Annotated in this window: 16 protein-coding genes and 1 pseudogene; 10 read left to right on the top strand and 7 right to left on the bottom strand. The window is 74.6% G+C overall.

Features of this window, described 5'->3' with window-relative positions:
• Positions 1–184: 184 nt before the first annotated feature.
• Together ACZ7LK_RS13755 and ACZ7LK_RS13750 are read left to right on the top strand one after the other, a co-directional pair.
• Positions 185–2350 (top strand): SpoIIE family protein phosphatase, encoded by a 2166-nt coding sequence (locus ACZ7LK_RS13755; RefSeq protein ID WP_469461861.1) that lies wholly within the window; start codon positions 185–187, stop codon positions 2348–2350.
• Between the two features lie 279 nt (positions 2351–2629).
• A pseudogene (locus tag ACZ7LK_RS13750) lies at positions 2630–4206 on the top strand (TROVE domain-containing protein).
• 45 nt (positions 4207–4251) lie between these two features.
• On the opposite strand, the gene ACZ7LK_RS13745 reads toward ACZ7LK_RS13750, so the two are convergent.
• The gene (locus tag ACZ7LK_RS13745) at positions 4252–4929 is read right to left on the bottom strand and encodes a DUF4230 domain-containing protein (protein WP_392277406.1); all 678 of its coding nucleotides are present in this window, start codon (positions 4927–4929) and stop codon (positions 4252–4254) included.
• A 153-nt stretch (positions 4930–5082) separates the two neighbouring features.
• Between ACZ7LK_RS13745 and ACZ7LK_RS13740 the strand changes: the two genes are divergently transcribed.
• Positions 5083–5319, top strand: coding sequence for a DUF5133 domain-containing protein (locus tag ACZ7LK_RS13740; RefSeq protein ID WP_392277407.1), 237 nt, complete (start codon positions 5083–5085; stop codon positions 5317–5319).
• Positions 5320–5347: 28 nt separating this feature from the next.
• On the opposite strand, the gene ACZ7LK_RS13735 is transcribed toward ACZ7LK_RS13740, so the two are convergent.
• Positions 5348–6004, bottom strand: a complete 657-nt coding sequence (locus tag ACZ7LK_RS13735; protein WP_469461865.1) for a pyridoxamine 5'-phosphate oxidase family protein — start codon at positions 6002–6004, stop codon at positions 5348–5350.
• A 245-nt stretch (positions 6005–6249) separates the two neighbouring features.
• On the opposite strand from ACZ7LK_RS13735, the gene ACZ7LK_RS13730 reads away from it, so the two are divergent.
• On the top strand, positions 6250–7422 hold the full coding sequence (locus ACZ7LK_RS13730) for a carboxylate-amine ligase (protein WP_471140478.1): 1173 nt from the start codon (positions 6250–6252) through the stop codon (positions 7420–7422).
• A gap of 135 nt (positions 7423–7557) precedes the next feature.
• Entirely contained in the window at positions 7558–8244 is a 687-nt protein-coding gene (locus ACZ7LK_RS13725; protein ID WP_392277410.1) for a helix-turn-helix domain-containing protein, read from the top strand.
• Positions 8245–8313: 69 nt separating this feature from the next.
• On the opposite strand, the gene ACZ7LK_RS13720 is transcribed toward ACZ7LK_RS13725, so the two are convergent.
• Entirely contained in the window at positions 8314–8730 is a 417-nt protein-coding gene (locus tag ACZ7LK_RS13720) for a VOC family protein (RefSeq protein WP_392277411.1), read from the bottom strand.
• A 167-nt stretch (positions 8731–8897) separates the two neighbouring features.
• On the opposite strand from ACZ7LK_RS13720, the gene ACZ7LK_RS13715 reads away from it, so the two are divergent.
• On the top strand, positions 8898–9248 hold the full coding sequence (locus ACZ7LK_RS13715; protein WP_392277412.1) for a hypothetical protein: 351 nt from the start codon (positions 8898–8900) through the stop codon (positions 9246–9248).
• Positions 9249–9273: 25 nt separating this feature from the next.
• Here the strand turns inward: ACZ7LK_RS13715 and ACZ7LK_RS13710 are convergent, their stop codons facing one another.
• Positions 9274–10005 (bottom strand): hypothetical protein, encoded by a 732-nt coding sequence (locus tag ACZ7LK_RS13710; protein ID WP_392277413.1) that lies wholly within the window; start codon positions 10003–10005, stop codon positions 9274–9276.
• Positions 10006–10333: 328 nt separating this feature from the next.
• Between ACZ7LK_RS13710 and ACZ7LK_RS13705 the strand changes: the two genes are divergently transcribed.
• The gene (locus ACZ7LK_RS13705; protein WP_392277414.1) at positions 10334–11521 is read left to right on the top strand and encodes a spore photoproduct lyase family protein; all 1188 of its coding nucleotides are present in this window, start codon (positions 10334–10336) and stop codon (positions 11519–11521) included.
• A 36-nt stretch (positions 11522–11557) separates the two neighbouring features.
• Here ACZ7LK_RS13705 and ACZ7LK_RS13700 read toward each other — a convergent pair whose 3' ends face one another.
• Together ACZ7LK_RS13700 and ACZ7LK_RS13695 are read right to left on the bottom strand one after the other, a co-directional pair.
• Complete coding sequence (locus tag ACZ7LK_RS13700) at positions 11558–12184, bottom strand: L,D-transpeptidase (protein WP_469461874.1); 627 nt, start codon at positions 12182–12184, stop codon at positions 11558–11560.
• A complete protein-coding gene (locus tag ACZ7LK_RS13695) occupies positions 12174–12692 on the bottom strand; it encodes a SigE family RNA polymerase sigma factor (RefSeq protein WP_392277416.1) in 519 nt (172 codons plus the stop codon). Before ACZ7LK_RS13695 ends, ACZ7LK_RS13700 begins: the two co-directional genes overlap by 11 nt.
• Positions 12693–12827: 135 nt before the next feature.
• Between ACZ7LK_RS13695 and ACZ7LK_RS13690 the strand changes: the two genes are divergently transcribed.
• Positions 12828–13826 carry a L,D-transpeptidase gene (locus ACZ7LK_RS13690; protein WP_471140472.1) on the top strand — a complete coding sequence of 333 codons (999 nt, stop codon included), beginning with the start codon at positions 12828–12830 and terminating at the stop codon, positions 13824–13826.
• A 25-nt stretch (positions 13827–13851) separates the two neighbouring features.
• The gene (locus ACZ7LK_RS13685; RefSeq protein WP_471140469.1) at positions 13852–15576 is read left to right on the top strand and encodes a D-alanyl-D-alanine carboxypeptidase family protein; all 1725 of its coding nucleotides are present in this window, start codon (positions 13852–13854) and stop codon (positions 15574–15576) included.
• A 66-nt stretch (positions 15577–15642) separates the two neighbouring features.
• Here the strand turns inward: ACZ7LK_RS13685 and ACZ7LK_RS13680 are convergent, their stop codons facing one another.
• The gene (locus ACZ7LK_RS13680) at positions 15643–16320 is read right to left on the bottom strand and encodes a hemerythrin domain-containing protein (protein ID WP_392277419.1); all 678 of its coding nucleotides are present in this window, start codon (positions 16318–16320) and stop codon (positions 15643–15645) included.
• A 139-nt stretch (positions 16321–16459) separates the two neighbouring features.
• Between ACZ7LK_RS13680 and ACZ7LK_RS13675 the strand changes: the two genes are divergently transcribed.
• Positions 16460–17413, top strand: coding sequence for a Rieske (2Fe-2S) protein (locus tag ACZ7LK_RS13675; RefSeq protein WP_392277420.1), 954 nt, complete (start codon positions 16460–16462; stop codon positions 17411–17413).
• The last annotated feature ends 173 nt before the right edge of the window (positions 17414–17586 follow it).

Here is a 17586-nt window from a genome sequence, read left to right as displayed (position 1 = left end):
GCGGATGAGGGGTGCTGATAGGAACGGACGACGGCGGCCGTCGCTCTCCTCGCCCGGTGCGGCTCTCCCGGAGGGACGACGCGGGCCCATGTCCGCGACAATGGAGACAGAGGGCCCGAGCCGCGTGCGCGGTATGCCGCCAGCGCGGGTCGGACCGCCGTGCCGGGTGCGGAAGGGGCCGGTGGTGGCGTCGGATGGGTCGGGGCATGAGCAGGCTCCCGGTTCGCTCTGGTCCGAGCCCGGGACGCTGCTGGAACACGTACGGGTGGCCGTCTTCGGCATAGACGAGGACGACCGGATCTGTTTCTGGGGACCCGGCGCGCGGGACCTCTTCGGCCACGATCCGCAAGGGGCGCTGACCCGGCCGGCCGGCATCCTCCTCGCCGAGCCGGGCCCTGCCACGACCGGCCCCGCCGCGACCGGTCCCGCCGCCGGCGCCCCGGTGTCGCTGGCGGATCGGGGCCGTGCGCACGGGTACTGGCGCGGGCGGCTGCGGGCCCGCCACCGGGACGGCACGCACTTCGACTGCGGGTTCCGGGTCTTCCCCGTGACCGGCACCGGAGGGTCGACCGTCGTCATGGCGCTCGCCAGCCGCAGCGACCAGCTCGACCGGGTGAAGACCAACCTGGCCTTCCTGGACTCCCTGTTCGAGACCTGCCCCATCGGCCTGGTCATGCTCGACGAGGACCTGCGCTACGTCCACCTCAACCAGGCGCTGGCCGACATGGACGCGATGCCCATCGAGGAGCACCTGGGCCGGCGGATCGGCGACATCATGATCACGTCCGACGACGGCGCCTACCTGCGGATGCTGCGGGAGGTCGAGCGGGAGGGCCGCCCGGTCGTCGGGGCACTGGTGGGGGTGCGCACACCGGGCCGTCCGGACCAAGACCAGGTCCGTTCGGTGAGCTTCTTCCCGCTGAGCGGGACCGCGGGCAGCCGCACCGGCCTGGGCGGGCTGCTGGTCGACGTGACCGACCGGGAGCGGGCGATCGGGGAGGCCGCCGCCGGCCGGCAGCGGCTGGCCCTGCTGAACCGCGCCGCCGCCACCATCGGCACCACCCTCGACGTGCACGTCACCGCCGGGGAGCTCGTCCGGGCCGCGGTACCCGGCTTCGCCGACGCCTCCGTCGTGGAGATCGTGGAGTGGAGGGACGAGCAGGAGGTGTTCGACCCGCGCCGCCCGCTGCGCACCCGCCGCATCGCCTCCGGAACGAGCCTCCCCCCGCCCGCCACCGAACTCGTGGGCGGACTGGAGCACGTGACCTACCCGCCAGGTTCCTCGGTCCACCACATGCTGGAGACGGGCGGCGTCGTCTCCGTACCGGTGAACGACGACTTCGTCACCCGGACCGTCATCCACCAGGACCGGGCCCGGTTGCTGCGGGACAGCGGGCTCACCTGCCTCCTCATCGCCCCGCTCGTCGCCCGGGACACGGTCCAGGGCCTCGCCATGTTCGGCCGGTCGGCGGCCCGCCCCGCCTTCACCGACCAGGACCTCGGCCTGGCCGCGGAGCTCGCCTCCCGGGCCGCGCTCTGCCTGGACAACGCCCGCCTCTACAGCCGGGTCCAGCACATCGCACTCACCCTCCAGCGCGCCCTGCTGCCCAGCGCCCTGGCCGTGAACCCCTGCGCGGAGGTCGCCCACCGCTACGTACCCGGCAGCCACCTCACCGAGGTCGGCGGCGACTGGTACGACGTGATCGGCCTGCCCGGCGGCCGGATCGCCCTGGTGGTCGGGGACGTCATGGGACACGGTGTGCCGGCGGCCGCCGCGATGGGCCGACTGCGCATCACGGCCAAGGCGCTCGCCCGGCACAACCAGGAGCCGGGCGAGCTGCTCGCCGAACTGGACGCCTGCGCCCAGGAAGCCGGCATCGAGCTGGCCACCTGCCTCTACCTCCAGTACGACCCCGCCACCGGGCGCGCCCGCATCGCCAGCGCCGGGCACCCCCCGCCCCTGGTGCGCGACCCCCGGGGCACGGTCGAGACCATCGACGACGTCCTGGGTGTCCCGCTCGGGGTGGGCGGCCGGCCCTTCGCGACGACCGAGACCGAACTCCCCGACGGCGCCGTCGTCGCCCTGTACACCGACGGCCTCATCGAGGCCCGGGGCCGGGACATCGACGAGGGCCTGGAGGCGGTGCGCGCCGAACTGCGCGGTGACTGCTCCGACTTGGAGGCGACGGCGGACCGCATGCTCGCCGGGCTGCTGCCCGGCCCGCCCGACGACGACACCGTGCTCGTCCTCGCCCGCGTCCACCGCCGCCACGACACCGCCCGCGAGCCGGGCAGCGGTCGCGGCGCCGTCACCGGCTGCTCGGACCGCGCGGGAGAGGGTCCGCGTTAAATTCGCTGGTGTGCCGTCCGGCGGCCCTTGTACGGTGGCGTCGCGACCCCGCGCCTGCCGATGCGCCCGGCCGCGGCTACTTCCTTCCGATGACAAAGTGACGCCGCCGCCTCTTCCGATCTCGGTGGGCGCGGGCGTCCTCGCCCCGTGCGCCGTGGCGCCCGGGGCCGTCCGTTCCTTCGGATCCGGGGGGATTCACTGCCTCGTCACACCCGACGTGTCTCCAAGATGTGGTCCGAGATGCTCGTGGCCCCGCACGTCCTTGCGTCGGCCCGCTCCATGGCCCCGCCACCACTGCCCCACCCTGCTCCCGCGGGCCCTCCCGCGCCCTTCCGCACCCTCGCGGGCGGCCCGGCCTTCGTCCGGGAGCCCCGCGAGGAGCTGTTCCTTCTCGCGGTCGGCAACTTCGTCACCCAGCGGACCTTCTACGAGAGCGGCGAGGAGCGCGACGACCGGTACGCCCGTCTCGTCGGTGACCTCGCCGTCCAGGACCCCGAGTGGACCGCCGGCCTGTTGCGCTGGCTCCGCGGTGAAGGCAACATGCGCACGGCGTCGCTGGTGGGCGCCGCCGTGTACGTGCGGGCCCGGCTCGCCGCTGGGGTGTCCGAGGGCCCGTCCAACCGGTCCGTGATCGACTCGGTGCTCCAGCGCGCCGACGAACCCGGCGAGTTGCTCGCGTACTGGATCACGGCGTACGGGCGCAATGTGCCGCAGCCCGTGAAGCGGGGCATCGCCGACGCCGTGCGCCGGCTGTACACGTCCCGGTCCCTGCTCAAGTACGACACCGCCTCCAAGGCCTTCCGCTTCGGCGACGTCCTCAACCTGGTGCATGCCTCGCCCGACCCCGGCAAGCCCTGGCAGGGCGCGCTCTTCCGGTACGCGCTGGACCGGCGCCACCACCCGGAGCGGGCGCTGCCGCCCGTCTCCGACCACATGCTGACCGCCCACCGGACGCTGATGGAGTCGCCCCCCGGCGAGCGGCGCGCGGTGGTGACCGGTCCGGGTGGTTCCGCGCGGCTCGCCGCGGCCGGCATGACGTGGGAAGCACTGGCCGGCTGGCTGCACGGCCCGCTGGACGCCGCCGTCTGGGAGGCCGTGATCCCCACGATGGGGCCGATGGCGCTGCTGCGGAACCTGCGGAACTTCGACGAGGTCGGCGTCGCGGACGACGTCGCGGCGCGGGTGGCCGCCCGGCTCGCGGACCCCGCCGAGGTCGCGCGCGCCCGCCAGTTCCCCTTCCGCTACCTGGCGGCCCACCGGCACGCTCCGTCGCCGCGCTGGGCGGCCGCGCTGGAACAAGCCCTGGGCCACTCCCTGGCCAACGTGCCGTCCCTGCCCGGCCGGACCCTGATCCTGGTGGACCGGTCCGACTCCATGTTCTGGGACACCGTGTCGGAACGGTCCACGCTGACCCGGGCGGACGCGGCGGCCGTCTTCGGCACCGCGCTGGCCATGCGGGCCGAGGAGGCGGACCTGGTGGAGTTCGGCTGGCACAGCAAGGTGGTGCGGTTCGAGCCGGGCGAGCCGGTGCTCGGGGTGCTGGAACGGTTCCACGCCCTCGGGGGCACGTACACCGCCAACGCGGTACGGGCCCACTACCGGCAGCACGACCGCGTCCTGATCGTCACCGACGAACAGGCCGCCTCCTACGGCCCCGGGGGGCCGCCGAATCGGTCCCGGCCACCGTCCCGGTGTACACCTGGAACCTGGCGGGCTACGAGCCCGCGCACGGGCCCCCGGGCCCCCACCGGCACACCTTTGGCGGCCTCACGGACGCCGCGTTCCGGATGGTCGGCCTCATCGAGGCGGGCCGGGAGGCCGCCTGGCCGTGGACCGCCCCCCGCCCGGGCGACTAGGACGGCGCCCGTACACCGCACGTCAGCCGTATACGACGCGTACCGTCAGCCGTACACGACGCGTACCGTCCGGAAGCCCAGCGAGCGCAGCAGGCCCTCCAGCATGGAGGTCGTGTTCTTCTCGGCCCGCGCGACCAGTCCGCTGCTCTTGGCCGCCTCCGCGATGCGCTGGGAGGCCAGGCGGTGCACCGCGCGCTCATCGGCCGGGTTGTCGGAGAACAGGTCGCCGAGCCGGTCCAGCAGTCCGCGCTGCTTCGACACCGCGTACGACCGCTCGGGATCCAGAGCGGGCGCGCCGAGCCTGGCGTGCGGGAGGCGCAGCGTGACGGAGGTGCGCTCCTCGTTCACGACGACGCTTCCCGGACCCGTGCGGCCCAGGTCGACGTAGGCGCCCACCGTGCCGGCGCCGACGTAGAGCGTCCGGGTGCCGCGCACGGCGTCCGGGAGGTACTTGGCGTCCTTCTCCAGGTCGACGACGATCTGGAAGTCGCCCATCGCGCCCTCGTAACGGCTCATGTCCTGGATCGACTTCAGCAGCGCGGGGCCCGAGCGGTCCCGCGTCTCCTCGCCGAAGAGGTCGCCGAGACCGGGCACCAGGCTGAGGCGCCCGGCCAGCACCAACAGCGCCACCAGCGGGACCAGGACGACCAGTACCGTCAGCGGCCACCGTGCCCGGCCACGGCGGAGCACCCGCGCGCGGGGGGTCTCGTCGGAAGTCTCCACGAACCCCTGGTGCCCGGGCCCCTCATGAACACTCCCGCCCGGTCCGCCGGAAGGACGGCATCAGCCGGGGCCCGGGCGCCGGCCGGGCGGGTGTGCCGGCCGGGAGGACGGGCACATGGACATGGCCATCCGTTCAGAGAGGACGCCCCTGCCATGTCCGATCCGCGTCACCTGAGAGCCGTACTCGCGCGCTTCGCCGATGTGCGGATCACGCTCCTGCGCCACGAGGACCCGGTGCTCCGGCGCGAGCTCGACGAGATCAGCCGGACCCTGTGCGCCCTGACCGGCACCCGGACCGTCGAGGACGCGCTCGCCGCCGCCGACGCCGCGCTCGCCCGGTCGGCGCGGCGGCGGCCGGAGGAGACGGCCGGAGCCCCCGCCGCCGCCTGACGCCCCGGGCCCCGCCCGGTCGCGGGGTTCAGGGCCCGTCGGAGGTGCGGGCGTGGGCGGCCTCGGCGGTCACCGCCCGCTCCACCGGCTCCCGGCCCGCCGGCACGCCGGTGAAGTAGTCGGCGTCCTTCGGCCGGGTGACCGAGGCCCGTGGACGGGGCGCCGGTTCCAGGTGCGGGATGTGCTTCGAGCAGTGGACGTACGCCTCGTCGACGGTCACGTGGACCCACAGCTCCGGCCGGCGCCCCGGAGCGGACTCCCGCGGCAGGTCCGGATGGCGCCGCCGCTGCTCCACGTCGCTGTACAGCCGGGCCGTCCCGTTGACGTGCAGTCCGATGTGGTGGTGGGTGAAGTCCATGAACAGCATCCCGAGACGGGGGTTCTCCAGGATGTTCCCGGCGCTGGCCAGGACGCCGTTGCCACGGTACTCGGGATAGGTGAGCGTGCGGTGGTCCAGGTCGACGACGAACCCCGGCGGCCCCGCGCGGAAGCTCGCGTCACAGGCTCCGTCGGCACCCGAGGTCGACAGGAAGAGCATGGACTGGCGGCGTATGAACTCCCGCATCGAGGCCGTGAGGTGCGGGGTGACCTGCCGGTCGTAGAAGTCCGAGGCCCGCTCGGCGGTGCCGAGCTGCTGCTGGAGCAGGTGTTCGCCCGGCGTTCCGGAGGGGTGGTGCGTCGTCACGTGGGATCGGTTCTTCCTGTTCGGGCATGGGGGATCCACAGGGCACTGGACGGGAACGGCCGTCTGTCCCAGGGACCGTACTGTGCGACGACCCCCCTGAGCGACCTCTTCGCGCGATCGGTCCATGACAGGTGTGAGCATGCTGTGGTCCACGTGAATGTTCGAGGCGTAACGCCGGATCTTCAGGGCAACCGGGAGGTCAGAGATGCGGTGACACCGCACAATGACCCTTCGGAGGAGTCCCCGTGACGGTTCGTATCGGGGTGGAAGAGGAATTCCACGTACTCGATGTGGAGACCGGAGAGCTCGTCCCGCGTGCGGGTACGGTCCTCCACGACCTGCCGGAAAAGCGCTTCACCACGGAACTCCTCCAGTCCGCCGTGGAGACCAACAGCGACGTCCACACCACGCTCGACGGCCTGCTGGCCGACCTGAGCCGCTCGCGGAGCGACCTGCGGGACGCCGCGAGCCGCCACGGCCTGGCGGTCGCGGCCGCCGGCACGGTGCCGTTCCTCCCCGGAGGCGCGCCGCGGGTGACCGCGGACGCCCGCTACCTCCGCATGGTCGGGGAGTACGGCCGTGTGGCGCAGGAGCAGCTCATCTGCGGTCTCCACGTGCACGCCGAGGTACCGGACCGCGACGCGGCCGTCCGCATGATGTGCCTCATCGCCCCCTGGATACCGGCCCTGCTGGCCCTCTCGGCGAGTTCCCCGTTCTGGGACGGCGCGGACACCGGGTACGCCAGCTGGCGCACCATGGTGTGGCAGCGCTGGCCCACCGCCGGCCCCATCGGCTGCTACCCGGACGCCGCGGCCTACGACGCGGCGGTGGCGGAGCTGATCGACTCCGGCGTGGTCGGCGACCCCGGGATGATCTACTACGACCTGCGGCCCTCGGACCACCACCCCACGCTGGAACTGCGGGTCTGCGACGCCTCGCCGAGGGTCGAGACGTCCGTCCTGATCGCCGCGCTCTTCCGGGCCCTCGTCATGCGCGCGGGCACGCGACTGGCCGACGGCCCCGTGCCCCGCTGCCGCGGGCGGCACGAGTGGCTGCGCGCCGCCACCTGGCGGGCCGCGCGGTCCGGCCTGGAGGGCGATCTGATCGACCCGGTCTCCCGCCGGCCGGCCCCCGCGGCACGCGTGATCCGGACGATGCTGACGCGTCTGCGCGCCGAACTGGAGGCGTGCGGCGACTGGGAAACGGTACGGGAGCTCGCGGACAAGGCGCTCGCCGACGGAAGCGCCGCCCACCGCATCCGGCAGGTCACCGCCCGGGAGGACCTCCTGGCGGGTGTCGACGAGCTCGTCGCGCTGACCGCCGGCACCCAGCGCCACCGACGGCGCCCGCCCGCCCGCGTACTGTCCATGGTGCCGGGCGGACTGCACCGCGGACACGTGGAAGCCGTCGGCGGCTGACCGGCACCCGAAGGACCGGTATGGAGGCCGGCGCCCTGGGTACTCACCCGCCAGGCGGGCCGGCCGGCCCCCCGGGGCCACCGACCCACCCCGTACGGCGCGCCCGGACACCGTCGAGACACGGGAGTGAGCCTCATGACCGACCGAACGCACACCGGTCCGGCGCCGTCCGGTCCGCAGGCCCGGGGCGACCTGGGCAGACGGGTCGCGGCCCGCCGCGAGGCGCTCGGCCTGTCCCCCGCGGACCTCGCCGTGCGCACCGGAGCGGCGCCCGAGTACATCCACTACCTGGAGACGCACCCCGCCACGCTCGGCACCGGCTTCCTGCTCCGCCTGGCGGACGCCCTGGAGACCAGCGCCGAGGACCTCACCGGCGGCAACACCGACATCCCGCCCGGCACCGGCCTGGCCGCCCGCCACCCCGAACTGGTGGACCTCGCCCCGCCGGAGTGCTGGGAACTGCTCGGCGGCAACGGCGTGGGACGCGTCGCCGTGACCACCGAGGACGGGCCGGCCGTCCTCCCGGTCAACTACCTGGCCCTGGACGGCCGGATCGCCTACCGCACGGCACCGGACGCCGCACCCGCGAAGGCCGCCGGACACGAGGCCGCCTTCGAGGTGGACCGCATCGACGACGCGTTCAGCCGCGGATGGAGCGTCCTGCTCGTCGGCCCGGCGCGCACGGTCACCGAACCCGCGGCCGTACGGCGGCTGGAGAGGTACAGCCGCACCACCCCGTGGGCGGGTGGTGAGCGGGACCTGTGGATCACGGTGACGCCCGGCCGGGTGACCGGGCGCCGCATCGTGGTACCGGACCGGTGACCCGCCCCCGGCCCCCCGGCCGGGCATGACCCGCGCGGGTCCCGACCCCCCGCCCGGGGGTGCGAACCGTCAGGCGGCGACGAACACGCAGAACGGATGACCGCTGGGGTCGGCGAGCACGAACAGCGGTTCCTCGGGGTCGTCGTGGCGGTCCAGGAGGAGCGACGCCCCCAGCGCCTCCGCCCGCTCGCGGTGCCGGTGCAGGCCCGGCAGATCGGGGACGGTGAGGTCCAGGTGGAGTTGCATCGGTACGTCGTGCCGGGGCCAGGTGGTACGCGGCAGGTGCTCGACCCGCTGGAAGGCGAGCCTGTTCGCGCCCGCGCCGTCGCGGAGGACGAGCCAGTCGGGGTCGTCGGCGGATCCGTCCGCCGGGGGCTCGTCACCGGGCCGGTACACCAGCCCCAGCAACGCCCGGTAGAACTCGGCGAGTTCCCGGGGCCGGGGGGTGTCGAGCACGGTCTGCAACAGGTGCGGGTGGTCAGTCATGGGCCCTTCCTCCGGTGGGACGCGGGGCGCGGGAGTCGCGCCGCCATGCTGCTTCCCGGCCGGCCCGCCGACGAACCCGGCCCCGCCCCGGTCCGCGCCGGAATGAGTACGCGCGCTGAGTACGCCGACCGATGCCGCCCCGCGAGCGCGCTGCTGGAATGACTCCCATGATCCCTGAGGCACCCCGTCGCGCGAGGCTGCGCCACGTCACCAGCACCGGAACGGCCGTCGCCGCGGCCCTGCTGCCGCTCGCGGTCGGCGTGCTGCTGGCCAGGACGACGGCGGGCGACCCGCTGGCCCCGGTGAACGCGCTGATCACCACCGGCGGCCGGCGCGCGGGCGTCTCGCCGGCGGTCTGGAAGAGGTGCGGCAGGGCCGCGCTGTCCGACGCCGGTACGCGCATCAACGGTGCCGCGCTGCGCCTCAGGGCCGGGCGGAGCCCGTCCCTCCGGCCCGGCGCCCGGCGACGGCGCGGTACGGCGCGGCGGCCCGTCCGGCCGGCAGGCCCGGAACGGTGACGGCACCGCCGGTCTCCTCCGACGGTCAGTCCGGCGCGCCCCAGGCCGTGGTGAGCCCGTCCAGCCACGCCGGCGGCAGCTCGGCCGCGTCCCACTCCTCCCGCAGCGCCGACGGCGTCACGCTCAGGCGCTCCAGTACGGCGACACTGGTGGGGGAGTGGACGAGCGAGTAGCGGCCGTGCACGGCGATGGTGCTCCCGGGGCCGTACTCCCCGTACAGCCGCTCCAGGCGGGCCCGGTTCGCCGAGGCGAACTGCGCCAGCCGGCCCGCGTACCCGGCCCGCTGCCGGGAGTTCATCGTGCCGAGCACGGCGGTCAGCACCTGCTCGGTGACCTCGGGGTCGAGGTCGGACTCGGTGGTGAAGGACAGGTACAGCGGCGTGATCGCCACCTTCGCCCGCTCCACCTGGGTCTTCCGGACGGGAGAACGGATGCCCAGGTCCCGGTCGGCCGGGTCGGAGGCGACGGCGTGCCGCAGGACCCGCTCGGCGAGCCCGGCGAGTTCCTCGGTGAGCGCCCGCGTGCCGTCGAGCCACCCGGACTCGTAGAGCTCGCCCTTCCCGCCCGGCGCGTTCTCCGCCAGGGCACCGATCTCCTCGTGGGCGAGGGCCAGGGCGCCGGCCTCGACGAGCCCGATCAGCTCCTCGGCGTCACCGGAGTAGACCCCCGCCCTGGCGAGGAGCTGGACGAGCGTCCTCTTCGCGTTGCCGACGCTGACCGTGTCCAACTGCTGCCGTCCCTCTTCGGCGGCGTTCATGGGATCCCTCCTCGGGGCATGGGCCGTGCGGTGCGCGTACGCGGGGCGCCGTCCGAGCGGTCCCCGCTCGACGGGCGTGCTGACATCCTGTGCGGGTATGGCGTGCGTACGTCCCCACTCCTCCGGTCGGCCGGACCACCAGGTTACGTGGCCGCGATCTTCGCGGGGGTACGGTCCGCCCCGGTGGCGCGCGCGGTACCGCCCCCGGTGAACCGCCACGGTACGGAACGTACGCCACCGGGTCGTCACCGCGGCGGCGCGGCGGCCTCCGGCGCGGCGGCCTCCCGTCTCGTACCGTGGAGGGGACACCACAGACACCGGAGCAGGCATGCCCACCCCCCGGCCGTTCGGCCCCGCGGACGATGACCCCGACGCACTGTTCGGCCTCGACGAGGTGCTGCCCGGGCCGCCCGGCGGGATCCCGGCCGGCGGACAGGCCTTCCGGGACTCGCCGGAGGGGCGCCGCATGCTGGCGGTCCGGGAGATCCACGCCGAACCGGGAGCGGCGGCGTCCCCCCGCGGCAGGCAGATCATCGCCGCCTTCCCCGACGCCGAGGTCGTCCCCGTGGACTCCCACTGGCGCATCCCCGAGCTGCACGGCAACAGGGGCAACGCGGAGCGCTGGGTCAGGATCAAGCGCACCGTACTGGTCCTGGGCGAGAAGAAGACCCTCACCGTACGGCCCAACGGACGGTCCGCCGACTGGATCGCCCCCGGGGCCGCCAACGGCTGCGCCATGGCGTGCGCGTACTGCTACGTGCCCCGGCGCAAGGGGTACGCCAACCCCATCACCGTCTTCACCAACATCGACCGCATCATCGCGCGGCTGCGGCGCCACATCACCGGGCAGGGCCCCAAGACGGAACCGAACCAGTGCGACCCGGCCGCCTGGGTCTACGACATCGGTGAGAACAACGACTGCTCGGTCGACGCCCTGATCAGCGACAACACCGCCGACCTGGTGCACGCCTTCACCCGCTGGCCCACCGCCAAGGCTTCCTTCGCCACCAAGTTCGTCAACCCCGACCTGCTGCGGCTGGACCCCCGGGGCAGGACGCGGATCCGGTTCTCCGTCATGCCCCCCGAGGACTCCGGACTGCTGGACATCCGCACCAGCCCCGTCGAGCGGCGGATCGCCGCGGCCGGGGACTTCCTGGAGGCGGGCTACGAGGTGCACTTCAACCTGTCCCCCGTCGTCATCCGGCCCGGCTGGGAAGGGGCCTGGGCGGCACTGCTCCGGCACATGGACGACGTGCTGCCCCGCGCGGTGAAGGATCAGGCGGCCGCCGAGGTCATCATGCTGACGCACAACCGGGACCTCCACGACGTCAACATGGAGTGGCACCCGCGGGCCGAGGACGCCATCTGGCGCCCCGACATCCAGCAGGCCAAACGCTCCGAGAACGGCAGCGTGAACGTGCGCTACCGCAACGCCCCCAAGGCGGCGGCGGTGGAGACCGTACGCCGGCTGGTCGCGGACCACGCCCCGTGGCTGACGGTCCGCTACGCCTTCTGACCGCCCAGGGACGCCTCGCCACCGGTCCGGTACCGCTCAGGATGCCGGCGCCGCCCCCGTGACGGTGACGACGTCCCCCGGGTCGAGGTTCCCGTACAGCCATGCCGCGTCCGCCGGCCGCAGACCGATCCAGCCGGGGGTGACGTCCAGGGTGCCGGGCGCCTGCTCATGGTGCGGGATGGCGGCGATCCGGGTCACCGCACCCCCGGCCGACCGCAGCTCGATCACGTACGGCAGCACCGTCGTGTACGCGCCGGACATGCCGACCTCGGTACCGGACACGCGCTTCGAGGCGTGCTTGGCCGAGACGGTGAAGGACCCCACCGGAGTGCGGTGACCCGCCTTGCCGGAGGTCACCGGAAGGTCCCGCCCCGCCGCGCTCAGCACCCGCCGGGACAGATCGACCCTGGCCACCTCCGGGGGCGTGGGCGCGGCGGTGGCCGGCCGCTCGGGCCGCCCGCCCGTCTCCGGTGCCGGATCGCCCCCGAGCGTCAGGGGCACCACGACCGCCACGACCGCCGCGACCAGACCGGACGTGACGGCGGCGTGCCTGCGGCGCCGCCGCCGGACGGCGAGCCGGCGGATCGCGGCGCCCGGTACGGGCGGGGCCGGCCGGCGCCCCTCGGCCAGCGCGCGTAGCGCGTCACCGAGTTCATCGGACATGACTGTCCTCCCTCGTTCCCGGGTCCTCCAGGACCGCCGTGCCGGCCAGCCGCCGGGCCAGCGCGGCCCGGCCCCGCGACAGGCGGGCCTTCACCGTCCCCTGCGGGGAGCCGGTCTCCTTGGCGATCTCCTCCACGGACAGGTCGCACAGATGGTGCAGGACGACGGCGGTCCGCTGGGCCTCCGGGAGCCCGCGCAGCGCCTCGACCAGCGCGGTGTGGTCCGGCGACGGACCGGGCACCGGCTCGGGCGGCGGGCTGTGGCGCATCAGTTCCAGCCAGCGGCGGGCCCGCCGCCACCGGCTCACCGCCAGCCGCATGGCCACCGTACGGACCCACGCCTCGGGGGCCCCGTCCGCCATCAGGGCCCGCCGCTTGTCCCAGGCCCGTACGAAGGCTTCCTGGACGACGTCCTGGGCCTCCGCCAGGTCCCCGGTCACGGCGTACAACTGGCCGACGAGCCGGGGGAAGGCGCCGGCGTAGAAGGCGTCGAACTCGTCCTCCGTCATGGTGCTCCGCGCGGTCCGTGTGGTCGTACGGCGCCGGTGGCGGAACGCCGCGAAAGATTGTTCGGTACGCGTGCAACCCGGCTGCCCCGGCGTGCGTACAAGTGGCGTACATGGAAGCACAGCGAAAGGGATGACATGACCACGGGGGGCAGGAACGGCCTGGTACGGCGCGCATGGGCCGTCTGGGCATCGGGGGCGCTGTGCGTCCTGGCGTCGGCGGGCTGTTCACAGCCGGGGACCGGCGCCGACGCGGGGGGTGACAACGCGCCGGGCGGGGCGGTGACGAGCCCGGCGGCGGCGCCCGGTACGGGGAAGCCCGGCACCGGGAAGCCGTCCGGTGCGGCGGCCGGCACGGAAGACGGGGCCGGGGCCGCGGACCACCCCGCACTCGCCACCGCCCGGATCAACGTGGCCGACGGCCAGACCATCGGCGTGGGCATGCCCGTGTCGATCACGTTCGCGCGCCCGGTCCCGGCCGCCCAACGGGCCGATGTCGAGCGGGCCCTGGCCGTGACGACGAGCCCGCGGACGACGGGCGGCTGGAGCTGGATCAAGGACCGCAACCTGCACGACGGGCAACGCGTCGACTACCGGCCCCCCGCCTTCTGGAAGCCCGCGACGAAGATCTCCGTGCGCGCGGGCGGGCACCTCAACCGCCAGGTCACCGTGGGGCGTTCCCTGGTGGCCACCGTCGACGTCCGGACCCACACCATGACGGTGGCCGAGGACGGCCGCGAACGCCGCGTCCCCATCACCGCCGGAGCCCCGGGCATGGACACCTGGAACGGCACCATGGTGGTCTCGGACAAGCAGCGCCGCGTCTGGATGGACTCGCGCACGGTCGACTACGGCGACGCCTACCGGGGCTACTACAACTACGCCGTGCACCTGACCGCTTCGGGGACCTACCTGCACGAGAACCCGAAGGCCGGGGCCAACGCCGGCCGGCGCAACATCACGCACGGCTGCATCGGGCTGGCCGCCGACGGAACCGCGCGGCGTTTCTTCGACTCAGTCATACCCGGGGACGTGATTCGCGTGGTCGGCTCCAAGGAGACCGTCGACGCCGGCAACGGTTACGGGGACTGGAACCTCGGCTGGGACCAGTGGACCGCGGGCAGCGCCCTCGCATGACGACGAACGAGACGGAGACACGGCAGTGACCAACGCCGCGCCCGCGCGTGCCGGGAACCCGGCGCGGGGCGACGACCCGGAGCCCACCACGCGGCAGGCCGCCGCACCGGCGGTGGATGCCGAACCCGCCGGGGACCAGGCGCCTCCGGACGCCCCGCCCGCACCGGAGAGGGTCGACGACCAGGACGAGGGCGAGGACGAGGCCCACCCGGACGCGGCCCCGGAGCCGGAGCCCGCGCCCGAGCCGGAGCCCGAGCCGGAGCCCGAGCCGGAGCCCGCGCCCGATCGCGAGCCGGAGCCCGATCCGGCCCGCGATCCCGATCCCGATCCCGATCCGGGGCCGGTCGAGGACGCCGCCGGTAAGGACGGCGAGCGGGCCGGGGCCGGGGACGGCGCCGGCGGTGACCCCGCCGGGGGGCCCGCGCCGGACCGCCGGCCGACCGACGGACCAGCCCGTTCGGAGGGCCCGGTTCCGGCCGAGGCGCCGGGCGGGGGTCCTGGGGCGTCCGTCGCGGGACGGACACGGACATGGGCCGGGACCGGGGTGGCGCGGTGGGTGCCGCTCGTCGTCCTGCTCGCCCTGGCGTGCGTGACCGTACAGCTCGTGCGGCCGCTGCCCGAACCCGTCCTGCGCCCCGCCGCCTCACCGGCGTACACCTTCCGCGGCGGGCCGCCGGCGATGCCGTGGCCTCGGGAGGGCCAGGGGGCCGTCGAGGTGGACGGGGTCGGGGTGATCGGCACGTACGGAAGTGGCGAGCCCGCTCCGATAGCCAGCGTCGCCAAGGTGATGACCGCGTACGTGATCCTCCGGGAGCATCCCGTCACCGGTGCGGGCACCGGGCCGGACATCACGGTCGACGCCGCGGCGGAGCGCGAGGGACGGAACCCGGACGAGTCGAGGGTGCCCGTCAGGAAGGGCGAGCGGTACAGCGAGAAGGAGATGCTCCAGATGCTGCTGCTGCCCTCGGCGAACAACATCGCCCGCCTGCTGGCCCGCTGGGACTCCGGCACCCAGGACCGGTTCGTCCGCAAGATGAACGACACGGCCAGGGAACTGGGCATGACGGACACCACGTACACGGATCCCAGCGGTCTGGACGCCACCACCGTCTCCACGGCGGTCGACCAGGTGAAGCTGGCGAAGGCGGCCATGCGCGACGCGGTGTTCCGGGAGATCGTGGGAACCCGGCACGTCACGCTGCCGGGTTCGGCGGGGCGGATCGGCAACAGCAACAGCCTCCTGTCGCGGCCGGGCGTGACCGGGGTCAAGACCGGTTCCTCGACACCGGCCGGGGGCAACCTGCTGTGGGCCGCCGACGCCGTCGTGGACGGAACGGCGCACCGGATCGTCGGCATGGTGATGGGCGTGCGCGGGGCGCCCACGCTGCCGGAGAAGCTGAAGCTGGCGATCGGGACGCACAGCCGGGGCCTCGTCGAGGCGGCGCGCGCGGGCGTCACGTCCGCCACGGCCGTCGAGAAGGGGGACGTGGTCGGTTACGTCGACCGTCCCCTGGGGGGCCGGACCCCGGTGGTCGCCACCGAGGACCTGGAGGTGGTCGGCTGGCCCGGCCTGAAGGTGGCCCTGCGGCTCGGCGGCGGGGGCGAGCCCCTCCCGAGGTCCGCCGGTGCGGGCACGGTGGTGGGGGAGCTGTCGGCCGGCGAGGGAGCGGGCCGGGTCCGGGTCCCCGTGGCACTGCGCGACGACCTCGACGAGCCGGGTGTCCTGGAGAGGCTGGTACGCCTCGGCTGACGGCCCAGGGCGCCGTGCGCGTCCCGCTCACGGGACCGCACGGCCGCTCCCGGACCCCCGCCCCGCTCAGCGGCCGCCCCGGCGGCGCCTGGTCACCAGCCAGGCGGCACCGAGGCAGGCCGCGGCCGCCGCGAGCGTCCCGCCGCGCACCGCCCGGCCACCCGCCGGCAGGAGGTCCCTCGCCCGGTCGAACGCGCTCAGGGGGACACCGAGCAGGGCGTTGGCGGGCGGCCGGCGGGGCACGCCCGGATGGGGACGGGTGGGCGCCGTGCGGCGCACGGTCTCCCACGTGGAGCCCAGCCGACGCAGGCGGGCGGTGTCGAGGGACGCCTGCAACCGGGGCAGCAGCAGGTCCTCCTCGTCCCGGATGTCCTGCCTGATCAGGGCGAACGCCTCGGTGGCGAGTTCGTCGTGCCGGGGATCGTCCGGCCCGATCCGCTCCATCTCGGTGACCAGGTCGTTGATCCGCTGGTGCTCGCTCTCGACCCGCGCGGTGAGTTCCTCGCCGTCGGGGGCCAGGCGCCGCAGCGCCGGCCACAGGACCGTCTCCTCGGCGAAGGCATGGCTGAAGGTGAGGCGCACGATGTCCTCGAGGGTCCGCCGCCGGTCCTCGGGGGACCCGTGGCCCGACTCGTACAGCGTCATCATGCGGTCGAGCTCGGCGTGGTCCCGGCGCTGCCGGGCCAGGACGCTCGCCTGGCCGCCGAGTTCCTCGACGCTCTGCTCGGAGATGGAGTGGGTCATGGTCACCCTCCCGGGTCGGCGTGTGGCGGGCCCTCGGTCACCAGGCCGGTTACCCCGTGCGGGGCGCCCCTAGCACGGTTCCGGCGGCCGATCGGAGGTGGTCCGGTTTCCTGGTGACGGGAAGGGCTATTCGTCCGGCATGGATGTTTCTCTCACACGCCGTCCCGCCGCCAGGGCCCTGCGGCGGCTGCTGCCCTCCTCCGACGGCCCGGGCCGCGTCCTTCGGGGCATGGACCGGATCGAGCGCTGGCCGGGCGCCGACCGGCTGATCGACGTCGTGCGCGCGGCGGTCCACGCGGTTCCCCTCGGCTCCGGGCGGGACGTCCTGCACGGGCGCTGGCTCGGCCACCCGGTGCACCCCCTGATGGTGCAGGTGCCGATCGGGACCTGGTTCTCGGCGGCGCTGCTCGACGCGCTGCCCGGGCACCGCCGGGCCGCCCGGACGCTGATCGGCGCCGGGCTGGTCGCGGCCGGCCCGGCGGCGGTGGCCGGGTGGACCGACTGGGCCGAGATGCCCAGGGAACAGCAGCGGGTGGGTCTGGTCCACGCGGCGGCCAACATCACCGCCGTCGCGCTGTACACCGCCTCCTACACCGCCCGGTGGCGCGGGCAGGCGGCCCGGGGCAAGGCGCTGGGACTGGCGGGGCTGTCCGCCGTGGCCCTCGGCGGGGCGCTCGGCGGCCACCTCGCCTACCGGCAGGCGGCGGGCGCCAACCACGCCGAGCAGGTGCCGCACCTGGTGGAACCGGGCTGGCACGCGGTGGGCGACGTCGCGGACCTGCCGGTCGGCCGGGCGGTACGGCGCCAGGTGGACGACGTGGCCGTCATGGTGGTCCGCGAGGCGGACGGCACCGTCCACGTGCTGGCCGACCGGTGCAGCCACATGGCCGGGCCGCTGTCCGAGGGCGAGATCGCCGACGGCTGCGTACGGTGCCCCTGGCACGGGAGTGTGTTCCGGCTGGCGGACGGCTGGAACGTCCGGGGCCCGGCGACGGCTCCCCAGCCGTCCTTCGACACCCGGGTCTCCGACGGCCGGCTGGAGGTACGGCTCCGCGACCAGGCCGGCGCCTCCGCCTCCAGCGACGCCGCCTGACCCCACGCCCCGCCACCCTGAAGCCGTGCGGCATGAGCGGTGGGCCCTGCTCGCGGTCCACCAGGTCGTCCGCCGGTTCAATGCGGTGGCCGATCCGGAGAACCCGGAGCGGCCCGCAGCAGGGTGGCAACGGGGCGATGGGCACACACCCAGACCACCGAACGGCGCAAACA

The sequence above is a fragment of the Streptomyces sp. NPDC039423 genome (genome assembly GCF_055598725.1).
The sequence above is the reverse complement of the archived record's forward strand: the minus strand, read 5'-3'. Positions and strand labels throughout refer to the sequence as shown.